Here is an 18,846-nt window from a genome sequence, read left to right as displayed (position 1 = left end):
TACAACCCTGACTGGGCCATCGCCTTCAGCGAAAATGACGTCAAGCATGTCTACTTCGTGGCCGAGACCAAGGGCAGCATGTCATCGCTGGAGTTGCGCGAAATCGAGCAGGCCAAGATCAGATGTGCCACTGAGTTCTTCGAAACAATCGCGACAGCTAAGGTGCAATATGATGTTGTGGATTCTTTCGGCAAGCTGCTGGATCTAGTCCGTTAGATAGAGAGATAGCACCCTCTGATACCCTTATAAACCGACCAGGGGGCGAAAGGAGACACTCATGCCTCGTTACTCCGAGGGAGCGCCGGCAAGCCGTGGTAGCCAAGCTGCTGCCTCCCCGCAACCTCTCCCCGCAGGTGATCGCGGAGCAGGAAGGGAGCTCGCTGGGCACCGTCTACACGTGGCGCAAGCAAGCCCGTGCCGAAGGGCGCTGCCTGCCAGATGCTCTGGGCAAGGGCGCCGATGACGAAGCGGCATCGCTCATATGAAAGCTCTCTATTGCAAGGATGGCCGGCGGTGCCTGCATCCGTGCAGGACGCGTGACTCTCGTGGCCGCGCGTCCGGTATTGTCGGCGGTTCATTGAAACAGGGTGATTCCTGCAGAATTACGACTTAAGCATAAGAGCGTTCAGCGCTCGGCAGTCAGCCGCCAGGCCAACGACTCGCCGGCGCGAAACGGCACCAGGCGTTCGCCGCCGCAGCTAATCGATTCGGTCACCGTCTGCGCCTGACGGGTCAACTCGACGTGGCCCTGGTTGAGTGCCAGGCCATAGAAGCGCGGACCGTTCTCGGAACAGAACGCCTCGAAGTAGTCGAGCGCGCCCTCCTCCTCGAATACCGTGGCATAGACCTCGAGCGCGGTCGGCGCGTTGAACACCCCGGCGCAGCCGCAGGCGGTCTCCTTGGTGTGGGCCAGATGCGGCGCCGAGTCGGTGCCCAGGAAGAAGCGTGGATGACCGCTGGCGATCGCCGCGCGCAGTGCCTGCTGATGGCTGCCGCGCTTGAGGATCGGCAGGCAGTACAGGTGCGGGCGAATGCCGCCGACCAGCATGTCGTTGCGATTGTGGGCCAGGTGCTGCGGGGTGATCGTCGCCGCCAGGCAGTCGTCGCCCGCCTGCACGTACTGCGCGGCGTCGCCGGTGGTGATGTGCTCGAAGACGATCTTGAGCTCGGGGAAGGCGCGCCGCAGCGGCGCCATCACCGTGTCGATGAAGACCTTCTCGCGATCGAAGATGTCCACCTCGGCGCGGGTCACCTCGCCGTGGATCAGCAGCGGCATGCCGATGCGCTGCATGACCTCGCACAGCGGATAGATCGCCGTGACGTCGCGAATGCCGTGGGCGGAGTTGGTGGTGGCGTTGGCCGGGTAGAGCTTGGCGGCGGTGAACACGCCCTCGCGATAGCCGCGCTCGAGCTCGTCGGCGGTGACGCTCTCGCTCAGGTAGCAGGTCATCAGCGGCGTGAAGTCATGCCCGGCGGGCAGCGCGTCGAGGATGCGCCGGCGGTAGGCCGCGGCGGCGGCCACCGTGGTCACCGGCGGCGCCAGGTTGGGCATCACGATCGCCCGGCCGTATACGGCGCTGGTATAGGGCAGCACCGCCGCCATCAGCTCGCCGTCGCGCAGGTGAAGGTGCCAGTCGTCGGGGCGGCGGATGCGCAGCGTGGTGGGGACGGTCATGGCGGACTCCTGTAGATCGATTAGGCCGGGGGCGAACGGCGCAGCAATAATACCAGCGCCACGCCGGAAAGCAGCGCCACGAAGCCGGCGAATCCCACCCCGGTCGGCGCCAGGCCGATCGAACGCGAGACCAGGCCGATGCCCACCACCGGGATCGACAGCGCCACGTAGGCGATCACGAAGAAGGTCGAGGTCACCGAACCGCGCTGGTCGGCCGGGCTCGCCGCGGCGATGGCGCCCAGCCCGGCGCGAAAGCCGATGCCTTGGCCGAACCCGGCGATCAACGCCCCACCGAGAAACAGCCCCATTGTCGCCAGGGCGATGCCGAGGCCGACCAGCGCTGCCCCGACGATGACCACCGCGCAGCCCAGCGGCAAGCGCCAGGCCGCCGGCAGCCGGCCCTGCATCAGTTGGCCCAGCGTCGAGGCGAAGAACACCGACCCGGCGACCAGCCCGATCAGCGCCAGGTTGGACTGACCCAGCACCTGTTGCATGAAGGCCGGCGCGGTGGCGGTGAAAAAGCCCAGCACCGCGAAGCCGGCGAACCCGGCGATCGCCGCCGGCAGGAACACCCCGCGCACCGTATCCGGCACGCGCAGACGCTGCATGCGCAACCGCGGCCGCGCCGGGCGCGTCACCGTTTCCGGGGCGTAGGCGACGGCGACCACCGCCAACGCCAGCAGGCCCAGATGCACGGCGTAGGCCAAGTGCAACGGCCACTCCACGTACTCGCCGAGCAGCCCCGCGATCACCGGGCCCAGGCCCAGCCCGCCCATGTTGACGGCGGTGGCGGCGAAGGTCGCCGAACGCCGCCAGGCCGGCGGCGCCAGCTCGATCACCGCCACCGTCGCCGTGCCGGTGAAGATCCCCGCGGAGATCCCCGAGACGACCCGCGCCACCAGCAACGGCGCCAAGCCATCGCTGGCCAGGAACAACGCATCGCTCAGTGCCGCGGCAACCAGCCCGGCGAACAGCAGCGGGCGCCGGCCGAGCTGGTCGGACCAGCGCCCGGTCACGATCAGCGCACCCATCACCCCCACCGCGTAGGCGGCGAAGATTACCGTGATGATCAGCTGCGAGAAGCCGTACTGCGCCTGATAGAGCGGGTACAGCGGCGTGGGCAGCGTGGTTCCCAGCATGATCACCAGAAAGGCGAAAGCGGCGCCCAGAAAGGCCCGCGCCGGCGAACGCCCGGCAGGGGAAGAAGCGGTGGCGAAAGCCATGAGCGTCCTTAAGGTTGCGAATCGGTCGGGTTAGTGTAGAGCCAGCGCGACAATATGCGATAATTTACGGCTCCTTTGAACCGGCTCAATCGGACCCGTTATGTCCCATGGCACGCTTTACATCGTCTCGGCGCCGTCGGGCGCCGGCAAGACCAGCCTGGTGCGCGCACTGATCGAACGCCTCGACGGCATCCAGGTCTCGGTGTCGCACACCACCCGGGCCATGCGCCCCGGCGAAGTCGACGGCGTCAACTACCACTTCGTGGACGTCGCGACCTTCGAGCGCATGGTCGAGCGCGGCGACTTCTTCGAACATGCACGGGTCTTCGACAACGACTACGGCACCTCGCGCCCGGCGGTCCAGGCGCGCCTCGCCGCCGGCGAGGACGTGATCCTCGAGATCGACTGGCAGGGCGCGCGTCAGGTCCGCGAGCAGATACCCGGAGCGGTCTCGCTGTTCATTCTGCCGCCCTCGCGGGAGGCGCTCCATCAGCGGCTGGCCTCGCGCGGTACCGACGGCCCCGAGGTGATCGCCCGGCGCATGCGCGACGCGGTCAGCGAGATGTCGCACTTCGACGAATACCAGCACGTGATCATCAACGACGACTTCGACGACGCGCTGGCCCAGCTGGGCGGCCTGGTACTCGCCGAGCGCTCGCGGCTCGCACGGGTGCGCGAACGCCACGGCGCCCTGCTACAAGCGCTCTTGTCACGCATCGAGGGGGTCGAGTAGACTGATCTGTCCTACCGCGCGACGCGATCGCGCCCCCGAATCATGCTTTATCGGCCAAGTCAGGAATACCGTCCATGGCGCGAGTTACCGTAGAAGATTGTCTCGACCACGTCGAAAACCGTTTCAAGCTGGTGATGATCTCCACCCAGCGCGCCCGGCAACTGGCCCGCGGCACCCGCGATGCCCGCCTGCCGTGGGAAAACGACAAGCCCACCGTGATGGCGCTGCGCGAGATCGCCGCCGGTCAGATCGACGAGAACGTGCTCAACGAGCCGGTGGAAGCCCCCGTACGCCCCTCGCGCCCCGAGCCGAGCTACGACCCGGAGTCCTGAGGCCCGCCGTCGCCTTGGCGGCGTCATGCGGCTTGCCGCAACGCGCCAGGCGCCGGGTTTTAACGTCAGGGGCTTCAACGTCAGGGCTTAACCCAATAGGCGCGCTGCATGTTTACCATCGATGACTTGGCCGACCGCCTCGGCGGATATCTCCCGCAGGACGAGATCCAGCAGGTCAAGCGCGCCTTCTACTACGCCGAACAGGCCCACGACGGCCAGCGCCGCCGCTCCGGCGAGCCCTACGTCACCCACCCGCTCGCCGTCTCCAATATCCTCGCCAACATGCACATGGACCATCAGAGCCTGATGGCCGCCATGCTGCACGACGTGATCGAGGACACCGGCGTCACCAAGGAAGCGCTGGCCCAACAGTTCGGCGAACCGGTCGCCGAGCTGGTCGACGGCGTCTCGAAGCTGACTCAGATCACCTTCGAGGACAAGGCGGTCGCCCAGGCCGAGAACTTCCAGAAGATGGTCCTGGCGATGTCCCAGGACATTCGGGTGATTATCGTCAAGCTCGCCGACCGGCTGCACAACATGCGCACGCTGGGCGCGCTGCGTCCCGACAAGAAGCGTCGCATCGCCCGCGAGACGCTCGAGATCTACGCCCGCATTGCCGGCCGGCTGGGCATCAACACCATCCGCATCGAGCTCGAGGATCTGTCGTTCCAGGCGATCTACCCGATGCGCGCCGAGCGCATCAAGCGCGCCGTGTCGATGGCCCGCGGCAACCGCCGGACGATGATCCGCCAGGTCCAGACCAGCCTGCAGAACTGCCTCGACGACGACGCGCTGCCGGGCACGGTGATCGGTCGCCAGAAGCACCTGCTGTCGATCTATCGCAAGATGCGCGACCAGCGCAAGCCGTTCGCCGAGATCATGGACGTGTTCGGCTTTCGCATCATCACCGACGACGTCGACACCTGTTATCGCATCCTCGGCGCGGTGCACAACCTCTACAAGCCGGTTCCGGGGCGCTTCAAGGATTACATCGCGATTCCCAAGGCCAACGGCTACCAGAGTCTGCACACCACGCTGTTCGGCGCCAACGGCATGCCCATCGAGGTGCAGATCCGCACTCGCGAGATGGAGGCGATGGCCAACAACGGCATCGCCGCGCACTGGCTGTACAAGGCCGGCCAGACCGATCGGCCGATCGCCGCCGGCAGCCACGCCCGGGCCCGCGAGTGGGTGCGCGGGCTGCTCGAGATGCAGCGCCATGCCGGCAACTCGCTGGAGTTCATCGAACACGTCAAGAACGACCTGTTTCCCGACGATATCTACGTGTTCACGCCCAAGGGCGACATCATGGAGCTGCCGCAGGGCGCCACCGCGGTCGATTTCGCCTACACCGTGCACACCGACATCGGCAACAGCTGCATCGCCTGCCGCATCGACCGCCACCTGGCGCCGCTGTCGAGCCGCCTGGAAAGCGGCCAGACACTGGAGATCATCACCGCCCCCGGGGCGCGCCCCAACCTCGCCTGGCTGTCGTTCGTGATCACCGCCAAGGCGCGCTCGGCGATCCGTCACGCGCTCAAGCACCAGCAGCGTAACGAATCGATCCATCTCGGCCGGCGGCTGCTCAACAAGGCATTGGCCGACTTCGACACCAGCCTCGAGGAGCTACCCGAGGCACGGCTGTCGGCGCTACTCAAGACGCTCGAGCTCAAGGCGCCCGACGACCTGCTGGAATCGATCGGCATGGGCACGCGCATGGCCTATGTCATCGCCCGCCAGCTGGCCGAGCAGCCGGTCGCCGAGGCCGATAACGTAGGCCTCGGCGGCCAGGGCAACCAGACCGGCCCGATGGTCATCAGCGGCACCGAAGGCATGGTGCTGAGTTTCGCACGCTGCTGTCACCCGCTGCCCGGCGATGCGATCATCGGCCACCTGTCGGTGGGCAAGGGCATCGTCGTCCACCGCAATGTATGCCGCAACGTGCGCGAACTGCGCAGCGATCCCGACAAGCTGTACGCGCTGGAGTGGGCGGACGAGGTCAGCGGCGATTTCCCGGTGGCGCTGCGCATCGCCATGGAGACGCGCCGCGGGCTGGTCGCCGAACTGGCCGGACTGGTCACCGATGCCGACGCCAATATCGAGCGAGTGGGCATCGAGGAGCGCGACGCGCGGCTATCGATCATCAACCTCACGCTCTCGGTGCGCGACCGGGTGCATCTGGCACGCATCATCAAGCGGATCCGCAACCTGCCGCACGTCAGTCGCATCAACCGCATCCCCAACTGAAGCATCTCGCCCGCCCCGCCGCCCGACGGCGGCGGGGCGGGCGTTGCGTTTTTGCTGTGTTCTCGCAAGCGTTGCCTGGCCCCGGCCAGGCACAACGATAACTGAAGGAGTCTCGCCATGAGCAACAAGGCCGTCATCCAGACCGACAAGGCGCCCGCCGCCATCGGCCCCTATTCGCAGGCCATCAAGGCCGGCAACACCATCTATCTGTCGGGGCAGATCCCGCTCGATCCGCAGCGCATGGAACTTGTCGACGGCGATATTCAGGCCCAGGCCCGCCAGGTGTTCAAGAATCTTGCCGCGGTCTGCGAGGAGGCCGCCGGCTCGCTGCAGGACATCGTCAAGCTCAACCTCTATCTGGTCGATCTGGACGACTTCGCCAAGGTCAACACGGTCATGGAGGAATTCTTCGAGTCGCCCTACCCGGCGCGCGCGGCGGTCGGCGTCACGGCGCTGCCCAAGGGCAGCCAGGTCGAGGCCGAGGCAATCATGGTGATCGGCGACTAGCCTCGTCGCCGACAGGGCGCTGCGCCGCTCAGGCCTTCTCGGGGCGGGTCGCGGCGCCGGTGGCCAGCAGTTCGGCGTAGCCTTCGCGGAAGGTCGGGTAACGAAAGCGGTAGCCGGTCTCGCACAGCCGGGTGTTGTTGCAGCGCTTGCTCGAGCGGCGCTTGAGCGGCGACTGCATGGTTGCGCTCGACTCGACCTTGAGGCGCTGCGCCAGCCAGGCGGTGACCTCGTGCAATGGCACCGGCTCGCAGTCGCTGGCCAGGTAGAGCGTGTCGATCTCGCGCTCGGCCAGCGTCATTTCGATCAGGTGGGCAAGCACTCCGGCGCAATCGTCGCGATGGATGCGGTTGGTATACATCGGCGGAATCGCCGCGCCCATGCGGCCCTCGCGCACCTGCTGGATCAGCCGGTCGCGGCCGGGCCCGTAGATGCCCGAGAAGCGCACCACGGTGCCCGGCAGCGAGTGCGCCTGCAGCGCCTGCTCGGCGGCCAGCATCAGTTGCCCGGAAAAGCCGTGCGGCTCGGTCGGGGAGTGCTCGTCGACCTGTTCGCCGTCCTGCTGGGCATAGACCCCGGTCGAGGACACGAAAAACACCCGCTTGGGTGCCGCCTCGCGCCGGCCGAACTCGTCGAGCACCGCCTTGAGGCCATCGAGGTAAGCGGCCCGATAGGCCGTTTCATCGAAATGGTCGGCGCTGGCCACATAAACGATAATGTCGGCCTCGGGCAGCTGCGCAAGCGCCGCCGAATCGTTGAGATCGAGCGCCAATGGCTCGATCGGCGTATCGTCGAGGGATTGCGGATGGCGACGCACGCCGATCACGCGATGACCGGCTTCCGCCAGCTGCAGGCCCAGCGTCGTTCCGATGTCGCCGCAGCCCAGAATAAGACTCGTATTCTTCACCTTTACCTGGCTCCTTGGTAAAACGAAGTCATTCATCGATGCAATAGGATAGCCCTCTCGGCCCCACTCATGACTCTAACAGAACTTCGCTACATCGTAACCTTGGCGCAGGAGCGCCACTTCGGGCGTGCCGCCGAGCGCTGCTTCGTCTCGCAGCCCACGCTGTCGGTGGCCGTGAAGAAACTCGAAGAGGAGCTGGGGGTGGCGTTGTTCGAGCGCTCCAAGTCCACCGTCCAGGTCACGCCGCTGGGCGAGAAGGTGATAAGCCAGGCCCAGCGCGTGCTCGAGCAGGCCAGCGTGATCCGCGAGCTGGCCAACGAAGGCAAGGATCAGCTGGCCAGCCCGTTGCGCATCGGTGCGATCTACACCATCGGCCCCTACTTATTCCCCTACCTGATCCCCGAGCTGTCACGCAGCGCGCCGCAGATGCCGCTGTACATCGAGGAGAGCTTCACCGCCGAGCTGCGCCGCAAGCTCAGAAGCGGCGAGCTCGACGCGATCATCGTCGCGCTGCCGTTCACCGAGGCCGACGTGGTCACGCGAGCGCTCTATGAGGAGCCCTTCGAAGTGCTGATGCCCAGCGATCATCCCTGGACGCGCAAGGCGACCATCGACAAGGAGAACCTGCTCGACGAGCGCCTGCTGCTGCTCGGCGAGGGCCATTGCTTCCGCGATCAAATCCTCGAGGCCTGCCCGGCGATCGGCACCCACCTCAACAGCCCGAGCAACACCTTGACCGCCGAAGGCGGCTCGCTGGAGACGATCCGCCACATGGTCGCCTCCAAGCTCGGCGTCACCGTGCTGCCGCGCTCGGCGATCGGCACCAATCATTACGAGTCCGGATTGCTCGAGAGCCGGCCCTTCACACCCACCGCGCCCAGCCGTACCGTGGCGATCGCCTGGCGGGCCAGCTTCCCGCGGCCCAAGGCGATCGATGCGCTGATCGCGGCGATCGACGCCTGCCAGCAGCGTCATGTCGACCCTGTGCCGGCATGAGCGAGCTCGACCAACCGGTCAACGCGCTCGACGGGGTCGGCGAGGCGCTCTCCGCCAAGTTGGCGCGGCTGCGCATCGATACGCTCGGCGACCTGTTGTTCCATCTGCCGCTGCGCTATCAGGATCGCACGCGGATCACCCCGATCGGCACCCTGCGCGCCGGCATGGAGGGCGTGGTCGAGGGCGAGGTGGCCGCCGCCGACGTGGTCAAGGGCCGCCGACGCAGCCTGCTGGTGCGGCTCAAGGATGGCTCGGGGATCATCAGCCTGCGGTTTTTCCACTTCTCGCCGGCCCAGCAGCAGCAGTTCGCCCCCGGAGCGCACGTGCGCTGCTTCGGCGAGGCGCGCGCCGGCGCCACCGGGCTCGAGATCTATCATCCCGAGTATCGCCTGCTGAAATCCGGCGAGACCCCGGTCGAGGACCATCTGACGCCGATCTACCCGACCACCGTGGGGCTGACCCAGCCGCGCCTGCGCGGACTGATCGGCCAGGCCCTGAAAATCCTTGCCGGCGCGCCGCAGGCGCTGCCCGACGGCATTCCCGAACCGCTGCGCGAACGCTTCCGGCTACCCGAGCTGCACGCCTGCCTGCGTTACCTGCACGAGCCGCCACCGGATGCCGATCTCGAGCGGCTCGCCGCCGGCACCCACCCCACCCAGCGCCGGCTGGCCCTGGAAGAGCTGCTCGCCCACCAGCTCAGCCTGCGTCAGGTGCGCCTGCGCATCCAGGCCGACGGCGCGCCGCCGCTGCCCAGCGGCCGCGGCCTGCAGACGCGCTTCGTCGCCCAGCTGCCGTTCTCGCTGACCGGCGCCCAGCGGAGGGTGCTCGACGAGATCGCCCGCGACCTGGAAACCGCCCAGCCGATGCTGCGCCTGGTGCAGGGCGACGTCGGCTCGGGCAAGACGGTGGTCGCCGCGCTGGCCGCGCTGGCCGCCATCGCCGGCGGTTGCCAGGCGGCGGTCATGGCGCCCACCGAGATCCTCGCCGAGCAGCATTTTCGCAATTTCCGCGACTGGTTCACGCCGCTGGGCATCGACGTCGCCTGGCTGGCCGGCAAGCTCAAGGGCAAGGCGCGCCTCGACACCAAGGCGGCGATCGCCGACGGCCGGGCGCAGGTAGTGGTGGGCACTCATGCGCTGTTCCAGGAGGACGTGCACTTCCAGCGCCTGGGCCTGGCGATCGTCGACGAGCAGCATCGCTTCGGCGTCCACCAGCGCCTGGCGCTGCGCCAGAAGGGCGAAGCCGGCGGGCTGACCCCGCATCAGCTGATCATGACCGCCACGCCGATCCCGCGCACCCTGGCGATGAGCGCCTACGCCGATCTCGACCTGTCGGTGATCGACGAGCTGCCGCCGGGGCGCACCCCGGTGCAGACCGTGGCGGTGCCCGACGAACGCCGCCCCGAGGTGGTCGAGCGCATTCGCCGGGCCTGCGACGCCGGTCGCCAGGCCTACTGGGTCTGCACGCTGATCGAGGAGTCAGAGGCATTGCAGTGCCAGGCTGCCGAAGCGACCCGCGACGCGCTGACCGAGGCGCTGCCGGCACTCGCCGTCGGCCTGGTCCACGGGCGCATGAAGGCCGCCGAGAAGGCCGCGGTGATGGACGCCTTCAAGCGCGGCGAGCTCGACCTGCTGGTCGCCACCACGGTGATCGAGGTCGGCGTCGACGTGCCCAACGCCAGCCTGATGATCATCGAGAATCCCGAACGCCTGGGGTTGTCGCAGCTTCATCAGTTACGCGGGCGGGTGGGGCGCGGCGATACCGAGAGTTTCTGCGTGCTGCTCTACCGGCCGCCGCTGTCGGCGCACTCCCGCGAGCGGCTGGGGGTGATGCGCGAGACCACCGACGGCTTTCGCATCGCCGAGAAGGATCTCGAGCTGCGCGGCCCCGGCGAAGTGCTGGGCACCCGCCAGACCGGCCTGGCGCAGATGAAGATCGCCGATCTGGAGCGCGACCGCGATCTGCTCGAGCGCGTCAGCCCGCTGGCCCGGGCGCTGCTCGAGGAAGCGCCGGATGCCAGCGCGCCGCTGATCCGCCGCTGGCTGGGCGAGGAAGCGGGCCGCTACGGCCAGGTGTGAGACGCGCCCTTACTACGTCTCGCTCAGCCCTCCTGGGCCGCCAGCCGCGCCGCCGCATCGCGCAGCGCCACCAGTTGACGGCTGATCAATGACAGCTGAGTCTGCAGCAAGCGGCGCTCCTCGCTGCTTTCCTCCATCGCCTGGGCCTGCAGCGCCAGGCCGCGCGCTTCGGCATCATCCAGCGCCGGCATCGTGCCGCGTTCGCGCAGCCGCCCGGCGATCGCCTCGAGATCGTCGCCGATCGCCTCGGCGGCCTGGCGCAGCGTGGCGTCGTCGGCCAGCGCGCGGGTCTCGCCGCGATGCGCGCCGAGCGCCGAAAGATAGCTGAGCAGGGTGTGCGAATGGCCAAGGAAGCGAAAGCCGACCTCGGCGTCCTTGCGGAAATGCCCGGGCTCCAGGCGCACGTTGGCGAGCAGTGTGGACAGCGCGGCGTCGGCGTTGTGGGCGTTGCGCCGCGCCAGCCGGTAGTCGAGATCGTCCTGCTTGCCGCCGATGTACTGGCTGACGATCTCGCGCAGGTAGCGCACGCTGGCGATGAGCGTCTCGGCACCCTGGCGATGCAGCCGCCGGCCCTGCCAGTCGGGCAGGATCAGCATCACCGCCAGGCCGGCGATCAGTGCCCCGACCAGGGTATCGAACAGCCGTGGCCAGATCAGCCCGAAGCCGTCGCCCACCTGATTGAAGCTGCACAGCACCAGCAGCGTGATGGCGGCGGTGGCGACGATGTAGTGCCGCGTCCGGCTGGCGAAGAACACCACCCCGGCGAGTACCGCGATCGACAACTGGATCAGTTGGCCGGGAAACAGCGAGATCAGCGCCCAGCCGGCGACCAGCCCGACCACCGTGCCGACGATGCGCTGCCACAAGAAACGCCGCGTAGCGCCAAAATTGGGCCGGCACACGAACAGGCTGGTGAGCAGGATCCAGTAGCCCTGGGCGGGATGCACCAGGTGCAGCACGCCGTAACCGACCATCAGCGTCACCGACAACCGCAGGGCATGACGGAAGATCGGCGAGGCCGGGGTAAGGTGCGACAGGAGGCGGTCGCGCACGTCGCGCAGCCCGCGCGGCGAGCGGTCGTACAGGCTGCTGTCTGGATGCTCGTCGCGGGCGTCGGGGTTCTGCGCCCCGCTCAGCTGGTGCTCGAGGGTGGCCAGGTTGTCGGCCAGCGCGTCCAGCGAGTGCAGCAGTCCGCGCCATTCGGGGCGCCGCTGGGCATGCAGGTAGTCGAGCGAGGCGCTCAGATCGCGCAGCGCCTGTTCGCTCTGACCATGCTCGAACGGCCGGCGCATCAGCAGCGCCCGGGCCAGCGAGCGGCAGCCCCGGCCCTGCTGGTCGAGCAGCCGCTGGCAGCGAAACAGCACATCGTGATGAAAGAACGCCTCGGCCAGCTCACCGTAGGGGTAGTGCGAGGAGCTGGCGCGCTCGTGGATGTCCTGGGCGATGAAGTACAGCCGCAGGTAGCGATTGAGCTTGTGCGCGCTGCGCTGGCCCTCGAGGCGCCGGAAGATCATCTCCTTGGCCTGGTTCAGGGCATTGACCACCCGGCCGTTCTGCTCGGCCAGCGCCAGCCGGCGGGCCTCGATGTCGAGTCCGCGCAGCGGTTCGAACAACAGCGCCTTGAGGCGCAGGTACTCGCCCAGCTCGCGAAACACCAGCGCCATGCTCAGCTTGAGCGGCTGGCGCGAGAACAGCGCGCACCAGACCACCGAGATCACGCCGTACCAGGCCGCACCGATCACCAGCAGCAACGGCTCGCGCCACAGCTCGCCGAGCGCCACGCTGTCATGACGCTCAAGATCGATCATGGTATAGATCGCCAGGATCAGCGTGGCGTAGGCAATGGTGGCGTAGCGCTGGCCCACCGCACCGAGCATGGTCATGGCGAACGTCGACAGCGCCAGGCCCACGGCGAACGCCCAGGGGTAGCCGAACAGCATTTCCACCGACAGCGCGGCGATGCTGAAGCAGGCGAGAGTCGCGCCCAGCGCCTTGAGTCGGCCCTGCCAGCTGTCGTCGGTCTCGGCCAGCGCACTGGCGATGATGCCCAGAAACAGCGGGATCAGCTTGGCCATGTCGCCGAGCTGCCAGCAGACCAGCAGCGCCCCGACCAGCGCAATGAACACCCGCAGGCTGTAGGCGAAGGTATCCAGGGTCCACAGGCGTCTGAGCGGCTGATCGAGCAGGCGGGGCAACATAAGCGGAAATCGTGTCCTGTTGCGGGAAGGGCTGGCTTCTCCAAACTACGACTTTAGTTTAACGTCAATCACCGTTCGAGTCGTGCGGATAATCGCTCGCTCAGCGCAGCTGGCCGAGCAGCTTCTGCAGACGTTGCAGATCGCGGGAGTCGCCGACCAGCCGGACCCGGCCGTCGATCATGCCGTCGAGAAAGGCCCGCTGGGTGGGTTTCTTGAGAATGGCCAGGGCGCTGTCGGCGTCGCGAAAGCGCAGTTCCAGATCGAGATCCACCGGCAGCCCGGGTGCGCTGTCGATAGCTTCGGCGGTCATTCGATAGTGCCGGGCGATGCGCAGGTCCTCGGTGGCGATGCCCCAGTCGAGGCGGCCGTTGTCGCGCAGCAGCTCGCCAAAGCGCCCCTGACGGCGACGCGCGCGCTTGAGCATCCAGCCGAGTAGCCACAGCAGCATTCGCAGCTTCATGAAGCATCCAGAATTGACGATGAGCGCAGAGCGCGTGCCGGCTGCCGGGCAGCCGGCCTGGCGGAGAAACCCGGGTCAGCGGGTTCTCCGCAACACGCCGTCTACTTGGAGACGGCGTCCTTGAGGGCCTTGCCGGCCTTGAAGGCGACGGTCTTGCTGGCCGGGATGGTCAGCGACTCGCCGGTCTGCGGGTTCTTGCCGGTACGGGCCGCCCGCTCGCGCACGGTGAAGGAGCCGAAGCCGATCAATGACACGTCCTGGCCCTTGGCCACGGTACCGGTGATCTCGTCGAGGATGACGTTGAGTACCTGACTGGCCTTGTCCTTGGAAAGATCGGCACGCTCGGCGATCGCCGCCGCGAGTTCTGGCTTGCGCATAAAGCCCTCCTGATTTGGCTGATAAGACAGCGGTCGCTACCGCCGCTTGTTGTTTTTCATGTCGTGGGTGTGTGCGATGTAACCGCGGCCGGCAGGCCGGCGGGCGATATGACGCCACTAGATTAGCAATGCCGGTGCGGCCCGCGCCAGTTCGACTTTCCGCCGCACGCAGGCGCCTGTCAACGCAAAGCCCATTAAACGCTCGTTTTCGTCCTCGGCAAGCGCGGTCAAATCGCTGCCTTGGCCCTCGATCCGCCAGCGCGCGGGGGCTGTGCGCGGGGGCAGCGCGACCACCGGGCAGCACGGCGTCTTGACGATCACCGGCCATGGCCCGTAGCGCACCGCGCTCGGGGTGCCGGCCAGCGTCGCCGCCAGCGCCTTGACGCTGGCCTGCAGCGGCTGCACGTACATCGCATTGATCCCGTCGACGCAGGCCACGTCGCCCAGCGCGTAGATCCCCGGCGCCGAGGTGCGCAGCTGACGGTCGGTATGGATGCCCGCCGCGCTGGTCTCGAGTCCGGCCGCGTGCGCCAGCTCGCGGCGCGGCGCCAGGCCGGTGGCGACCAGCACCAGATCGGCGTCCAGACCGTGGCCGTCGTCCAGCGCCAGGCGCAGGTCGCTGCCGTCGTGGGCGAGCGCGGTCACGCTGCGCCCCAGGTGCAGATCGATGCCGGCAGCGGCCAGCTCCCCGGCCAGCGCCCGGCCCAGCGGCTCGGGCAGCAGGCGCGCCAGCGGTGCGCTTTCCGGGGCCACCAGCGCCACGCCGTGTCCGCCGGCGGCCAGATCGTTGGCGTACTCGCAACCCACCAGGCCCGCGCCGACGATGGCGACCCGTGCCGGCCGCTCGAGTGCGGTGAGCGCGGCATGAAAGGCGCGATAGTCGTCGAGGTCGTTGATCGTGAACACCCGCCGGTGCCTGAGCGCCGCATCGATCATGAAGGGCGGCTGCGGCGCGGCGCCGGTGGCGATCACCAGCTCACTGTAGGCCAGCCGTTCGGCCCCGATGTGCAGCTCGCGCGCGGCCGGATCGAGCGCCTCGACCCGGGTATAGGTGCGTACCACCAGCTGCAGTTCGTCGGCCACGGCCAGCGCCGAGCGCGTGGCCAGCGCACCCGGTGCCAGGCGCTTGGCGAAGCCGGTGGAGAGCAGCGGCTTGGCATACTCGTCGCCGCCGTCGGCGGTGATCAGGGTGATCGGCCGGCCGGGCTGGCGGGCACGTAGCTGGCGAGCCAGGCCCAGTCCGGCCATGCCGCTGCCGAGGATGGTCAGGGGTGCATTCATGCGCAGTCCGACAGGCTCCTAGGCCGTGGAGTGGGCCGCCCATGGTACACTAGCGCGCCCAATCTGACCCGGCCCGAGACCACAGGAGAGCACCGTGCACGAGGCCCAGCCCCGCCATGCCGCACCGCCACGCTGGCCCCGTTGGCGCCCCGCGGCGGCCTGGCGCATGGCGATGAGCCCGGCCTGGTGGCAGTGGCTGGCGAGCCGCGACTCGCTGACGAGGCGGCTGGTCGCGGCCGGCGGCGGCGACTTCCGGGTACGTCTGTTGACGCAGCGCATCGCGCGCGCCCGCGCCGACGAAGCGCGGGCGCTGGGCATCGCGCCCGGCCAGCGGGTCTGGTGTCGCGAGGTGGCGCTGTGCGTCGGCGGCCGGCCCTGGGTCGTCGCCCGCTCGGTGGCGCGACTCGCCAGCCTGCGCGGCCAACGCCTCAATCAGCTCGGCGAGCGCTCGCTGGGCAGTTGGCTGTTTCGCCAGCCGGGGCTGGTCCGCGGTCCGATCGAGATCATCCGCCAGCCGCCCGCCCTGCACGGCGAAGCGGGACTCTGCGAGACGTGCTGGTCGCGCCGCTCGTTGCTGCGTCACGGGCGTTTCGCGGTGCTGGTGCAGGAATTCTTCCTGGTACGCATGGCGGATGAACTGGGGCTGGCCAAACGCTAGACTAGCGGGGATCGTCTCCGGAGGCACTCATGCAGCAACCCAGCTCGCCCCCCACCGGCCTTGCGCGCTTCAGCCCGGCGCGCCTGCCCGCTTTCCTGCAGCTGACCCGCCTCGACCGGCCGATCGGCACCTGGCTGTTGATGTGGCCGACGCTGTGGGCGCTGTGGATCGCCGCCGAGGGCCTGCCCGAGCGCGCCACGCTGCTGATCTTCATCGCCGGGGTGTACGTGATGCGCGCCGCGGGCTGCGTGATCAACGACTACGCCGATCGCCATTTCGACGGCCACGTCAAGCGCACCCGGGACCGGCCGCTGGCCACCGGGCGAATCGGCGAGGGCGAGGCCAAGGTGCTGTTCGGCGTGCTGGTGGCGCTTGCCTTCGTGCTGGTCTACCTGACCAATCCGTTCACCATCATGCTGTCGCTGGGCGGCGTGGCGCTGGCGTTCATCTACCCGTTCATGAAGCGCTACACCCACTGGCCGCAGCTATTCCTCGGCGCGGCCTTCTCGTGGGCGATCCCCATGGCCTTCGGCGCGGTACTCGGCGAGTTGCCGGCCGACGCCTGGCTGCTGTTCTTCGCCAACGTGGCGTGGACGGTGGCCTACGACACCCAGTACGCGATGGTCGACCGCGACGACGATCTCAGGATCGGCATCAAGTCCACCGCGGTGCTGTTCGGCCACTACGACCGGCTGATGATCGGCCTGTTGCAACTCGCCACGCTGACGCTGCTGGCGGTGGTCGGCACCCGCCAGGCGCTGGGCGGGTTTTTCTGGGCCGGCCTCGCGGCCATGGCGCTGATCTTCGTCTACCAGCACTGGCTGATTCGCGAGCGCTCGCGGGAGCGCTGCTTCCGGGCGTTTCTCAACAACCACTGGGCGGGACTGGTGCTGTGGGCCGGACTGGCGCTGGCGCTATGGCCGAGCGCCGGGTGACTTCCCGCCCGCCGCGATTGCAGCGGCGCGGCGCTTGTCACAAGCTTGTCATGTCGAGACGGTGTAATCGTCATCGACCTGTCATTGGTGGAGATCCGGCAACATGACATCCAAGACCGTACTGATCGTCGATGACGAGTCCGCGATCCGCGAGATGATCGCCGTGGCGCTGGAGATGGCCGATTATCGCGTTCTCGAGGCCGACAACGCCCAGAGCGCCCACGCCCTGATCGTCGACGATCAGCCCGACCTGCTGCTGCTCGACTGGATGATGCCCGGCACCAGCGGCATCGAGCTGGCGCGGCGGCTCAAGCGCGAGGAAACCACCGCCGAGCTGCCGATCATCCTGCTCACCGCCAAGAGCGAGGAGGACAACAAGATCCTCGGCCTCGAGGCCGGCGCCGACGACTACATCACCAAGCCGTTCTCGCCGCGCGAGCTGGTCGCGAGGCTCAAGGCGGTGCTGCGCCGGACCACGCCGCGCGGTATCGAGGACGCGGTCGAGGTCGAGGGGCTCACGCTCGATCCGGCCAGCCATCGGGTCTCCGCGCATGGTCAGTCGCTGGAGATCGGTCCTACCGAGTACCGCCTGCTGCAGTTCTTCATGACCCACCAGGAGCGCGCCTATACCCGCGGCCAGTTGCTCGATCAGGTGTGGGGCGGCAGCGTCTACGTCGAGGAGCGCACCGTCGACGTGCATATCCGCCGCCTGCGCAAGGCGCTCGGCGAACCCCATCAGCACCTGATCCAGACCGTGCGCGGTACTGGCTACCGCTTCTCGACCAGACTCTGAGAGACCGCGATGTACTACTGGACCAACGAACTCTGGCGGCTGGGCTATCTGGTCGGCGGGCTGGGGCTGTTGGGCTGGGTGCTCGGCGAGCCGGGCTGGGGGCTGGCGGTCGGCCTGGGGCTGTTCGTGTTCATTCACCTGCGCCATCTGCGCGAGCTGTACGTCTGGCTGACCTATCATCCTGGTCGCGAGCCGCCGGTGGGCAGCGGCGTGTGGGGCGATCTGTTCGATCGGCTGTACAAGTACCAGAAGAGCCAGCGGCTGACCCAGCAGCGCCTGCGCGACGTCATCCGCCGCGTCCAGGAATCCTCCGAGGCGATGCGCGACAGCGTGGTGATGCTCGACAGCCGTGGCGACCTGGAGTGGTGGAACAGCGCCGCCGAGCGCATGCTCGGCCTGCAGACCCGCCACGATCGCGGCCAGCACATCACCAACCTGCTGCGCGCGCCGCGTTTCGTCGATTATTTCAATGCTCGCGACTATCGCGAGCCGCTGACCCTGCCCTCGCCGCTGCGCGACGACCTGATCCTGCAGTTTCAGATCACTCTCTACGGCGACGACGAACGGCTGGTGATGGCTCGCGACATCACCCGCCTGCACCGCCTCGAGCAGATGCGCCGCGACTTCGTCGCCAACGTTTCCCACGAGCTGCGCACGCCGCTGACCGTACTTTCCGGCTATCTGGAAACCTATGCCGCCCTGACCGAGGACATGCCGGACGAGCAGTTGCCGCCGCGCTGGCAACGCGGCCTCGACCAGATGCAGGAGCAGACCACGCGCATGCAGAATCTGGTCGACGACCTGCTGCTCTTGTCGCGCCTGGAAACCGATCATCGCCTGGAACAGGAAAGCCGCGTCGACGTCGCCGCGCTGCTCGAACAGGTCGCCGCCGATACCCGCGCGCTGAGCGAAGCGGGGCATGTCGTGCGCGTCGATATCGACACGCACCGGGGGCTCGCCGGCATCGAGCAGGAACTGCGCAGCGCGCTGTCCAACCTGGCCTTCAACGCGGTGCGCTACACGCCGCCGGAATCGACCATCACGCTGCGCTGGCGGCCCTGGCGGGACGGCGCCGCCCTGGAGGTCGAGGACGACGGCGAAGGCATCGATCCGGTGCATATCCCGCGACTGACCGAGCGCTTCTACCGCGTCGATCAGGGCCGCAGCAAGGCCACCGGCGGCACCGGGCTGGGGCTGGCGATCGTCAAGCACGTGTTGCTGCGCCACGACGCGCAGCTGGAGATCGTCTCGCAGCCCGGCAAAGGCGCGCTGTTCCGCTGCGCGTTTCCCGCCGCGCGGCTAAGCCTGCCGGAAGCCGGCGAAACGCCGGGCGTGCGCAGCACGTCCGATTAGGTGTGATCCCAAGACCACTGGCTGCATGGGCATCGATTGATGAGCACCGATTGAGAGCGACTTGGGCGTTTCGGCAACATGCCTTATTCTCTTAGG

The 18,846-nt window shown here is 67.9% G+C and carries 18 protein-coding genes and 1 pseudogene; 12 read left to right on the top strand and 7 right to left on the bottom strand.

Features of this window, described 5'->3' with window-relative positions; all coding sequences use genetic code 11:
* Together K7I12_RS14380 and K7I12_RS17615 are read left to right on the top strand one after the other, a co-directional pair.
* Positions 1-216, top strand: a 216-nt coding sequence (locus K7I12_RS14380; RefSeq protein WP_231664518.1) for a restriction endonuclease, incomplete at its 5' end; no start/stop codon positions are given.
* 61 nt (positions 217-277) lie between these two features.
* Positions 278-437 (top strand): annotated as a pseudogene (locus tag K7I12_RS17615) (IS3 family transposase); the annotation flags it as partial.
* 188 nt (positions 438-625) lie between these two features.
* Here K7I12_RS17615 and pyrC read toward each other — a convergent pair.
* Together pyrC and K7I12_RS14365 are read right to left on the bottom strand one after the other, a co-directional pair.
* Complete coding sequence (gene pyrC, locus K7I12_RS14370; protein ID WP_031385025.1) at positions 626-1,675, bottom strand: dihydroorotase; 1,050 nt, start codon at positions 1,673-1,675, stop codon at positions 626-628.
* A gap of 20 nt (positions 1,676-1,695) precedes the next feature.
* Complete coding sequence (locus K7I12_RS14365; protein WP_031385024.1) at positions 1,696-2,898, bottom strand: MFS transporter; 1,203 nt, start codon at positions 2,896-2,898, stop codon at positions 1,696-1,698.
* Between the two features lie 100 nt (positions 2,899-2,998).
* Here K7I12_RS14365 and gmk point away from each other — a divergent pair, with 100 nt between their 5' ends.
* The 4 genes from gmk to K7I12_RS14345 all read left to right on the top strand — a co-directional run bounded on the left by gmk (position 2,999) and on the right by K7I12_RS14345 (position 6,717).
* Positions 2,999-3,631 carry a guanylate kinase gene (gmk, locus tag K7I12_RS14360; protein ID WP_031385023.1) on the top strand — a complete coding sequence of 211 codons (633 nt, stop codon included), beginning with the start codon at positions 2,999-3,001 and terminating at the stop codon, positions 3,629-3,631.
* Positions 3,632-3,705: 74 nt separating this feature from the next.
* Positions 3,706-3,963 (top strand): DNA-directed RNA polymerase subunit omega, encoded by a 258-nt coding sequence (rpoZ, locus tag K7I12_RS14355; RefSeq protein ID WP_231664517.1) that lies wholly within the window; start codon positions 3,706-3,708, stop codon positions 3,961-3,963.
* A gap of 108 nt (positions 3,964-4,071) precedes the next feature.
* The gene (gene spoT, locus K7I12_RS14350; RefSeq protein WP_231664516.1) at positions 4,072-6,210 is read left to right on the top strand and encodes a bifunctional GTP diphosphokinase/guanosine-3',5'-bis pyrophosphate 3'-pyrophosphohydrolase; all 2,139 of its coding nucleotides are present in this window, start codon (positions 4,072-4,074) and stop codon (positions 6,208-6,210) included.
* A 117-nt stretch (positions 6,211-6,327) separates the two neighbouring features.
* Positions 6,328-6,717, top strand: a complete 390-nt coding sequence (locus K7I12_RS14345) for a RidA family protein (protein ID WP_031385020.1) — start codon at positions 6,328-6,330, stop codon at positions 6,715-6,717.
* Positions 6,718-6,745: 28 nt separating this feature from the next.
* Here the strand turns inward: K7I12_RS14345 and K7I12_RS14340 are convergent, their stop codons facing one another.
* The gene (locus K7I12_RS14340; RefSeq protein ID WP_231664515.1) at positions 6,746-7,621 is read right to left on the bottom strand and encodes an SDR family oxidoreductase; all 876 of its coding nucleotides are present in this window, start codon (positions 7,619-7,621) and stop codon (positions 6,746-6,748) included.
* A gap of 69 nt (positions 7,622-7,690) precedes the next feature.
* Here K7I12_RS14340 and K7I12_RS14335 point away from each other — a divergent pair, with 69 nt between their 5' ends.
* Together K7I12_RS14335 and recG are read left to right on the top strand one after the other, a co-directional pair.
* Entirely contained in the window at positions 7,691-8,617 is a 927-nt protein-coding gene (locus K7I12_RS14335; protein ID WP_031385018.1) for a hydrogen peroxide-inducible genes activator, read from the top strand.
* Positions 8,614-10,695: an ATP-dependent DNA helicase RecG gene (recG, locus tag K7I12_RS14330; protein ID WP_231664514.1), complete on the top strand. Its 2,082-nt coding sequence runs from the start codon at positions 8,614-8,616 to the stop codon at positions 10,693-10,695. The genes K7I12_RS14335 and recG overlap by 4 nt, the downstream gene beginning before the upstream one ends.
* Positions 10,696-10,718: 23 nt before the next feature.
* Here recG and yccS read toward each other — a convergent pair whose 3' ends face one another.
* From yccS to K7I12_RS14310, 4 genes are all read right to left on the bottom strand, one after another.
* Positions 10,719-12,893, bottom strand: coding sequence for a YccS family putative transporter (yccS, locus tag K7I12_RS14325; RefSeq protein ID WP_031385016.1), 2,175 nt, complete (start codon positions 12,891-12,893; stop codon positions 10,719-10,721).
* A 100-nt stretch (positions 12,894-12,993) separates the two neighbouring features.
* Positions 12,994-13,353, bottom strand: a complete 360-nt coding sequence (locus K7I12_RS14320) for a hypothetical protein (RefSeq protein WP_031385015.1) — start codon at positions 13,351-13,353, stop codon at positions 12,994-12,996.
* Between the two features lie 101 nt (positions 13,354-13,454).
* The gene (locus K7I12_RS14315; protein ID WP_031385014.1) at positions 13,455-13,730 is read right to left on the bottom strand and encodes an HU family DNA-binding protein; all 276 of its coding nucleotides are present in this window, start codon (positions 13,728-13,730) and stop codon (positions 13,455-13,457) included.
* A 117-nt stretch (positions 13,731-13,847) separates the two neighbouring features.
* Entirely contained in the window at positions 13,848-15,011 is a 1,164-nt protein-coding gene (locus K7I12_RS14310; RefSeq protein ID WP_231664513.1) for an FAD-dependent oxidoreductase, read from the bottom strand.
* 94 nt (positions 15,012-15,105) lie between these two features.
* Here K7I12_RS14310 and K7I12_RS14305 point away from each other — a divergent pair, with 94 nt between their 5' ends.
* The 4 genes from K7I12_RS14305 (at position 15,106) to phoR (ending at position 18,750) form a co-directional block, all read left to right on the top strand.
* Entirely contained in the window at positions 15,106-15,669 is a 564-nt protein-coding gene (locus K7I12_RS14305; protein WP_031385012.1) for a chorismate--pyruvate lyase family protein, read from the top strand.
* A 29-nt stretch (positions 15,670-15,698) separates the two neighbouring features.
* Positions 15,699-16,604 (top strand): 4-hydroxybenzoate octaprenyltransferase, encoded by a 906-nt coding sequence (gene ubiA, locus K7I12_RS14300; RefSeq protein ID WP_231664512.1) that lies wholly within the window; start codon positions 15,699-15,701, stop codon positions 16,602-16,604.
* Between the two features lie 103 nt (positions 16,605-16,707).
* On the top strand, positions 16,708-17,397 hold the full coding sequence (gene phoB, locus K7I12_RS14295) for a phosphate regulon transcriptional regulator PhoB (protein WP_231664511.1): 690 nt from the start codon (positions 16,708-16,710) through the stop codon (positions 17,395-17,397).
* A gap of 9 nt (positions 17,398-17,406) precedes the next feature.
* A complete protein-coding gene (phoR, locus tag K7I12_RS14290) occupies positions 17,407-18,750 on the top strand; it encodes a phosphate regulon sensor histidine kinase PhoR (protein WP_231664510.1) in 1,344 nt (447 codons plus the stop codon).
* The last annotated feature ends 96 nt before the right edge of the window (positions 18,751-18,846 follow it).

Origin of the sequence: Halomonas sp. IOP_31, assembly GCF_021151495.1 — a bacterium.
In the GTDB taxonomy this organism is placed as follows: Bacteria; Pseudomonadota; Gammaproteobacteria; order Pseudomonadales; family Halomonadaceae; genus Modicisalibacter; species Modicisalibacter zincidurans.
Note: the sequence above shows the minus strand (reverse complement) of the source record. Positions and strands in the feature narration are given on the sequence as shown.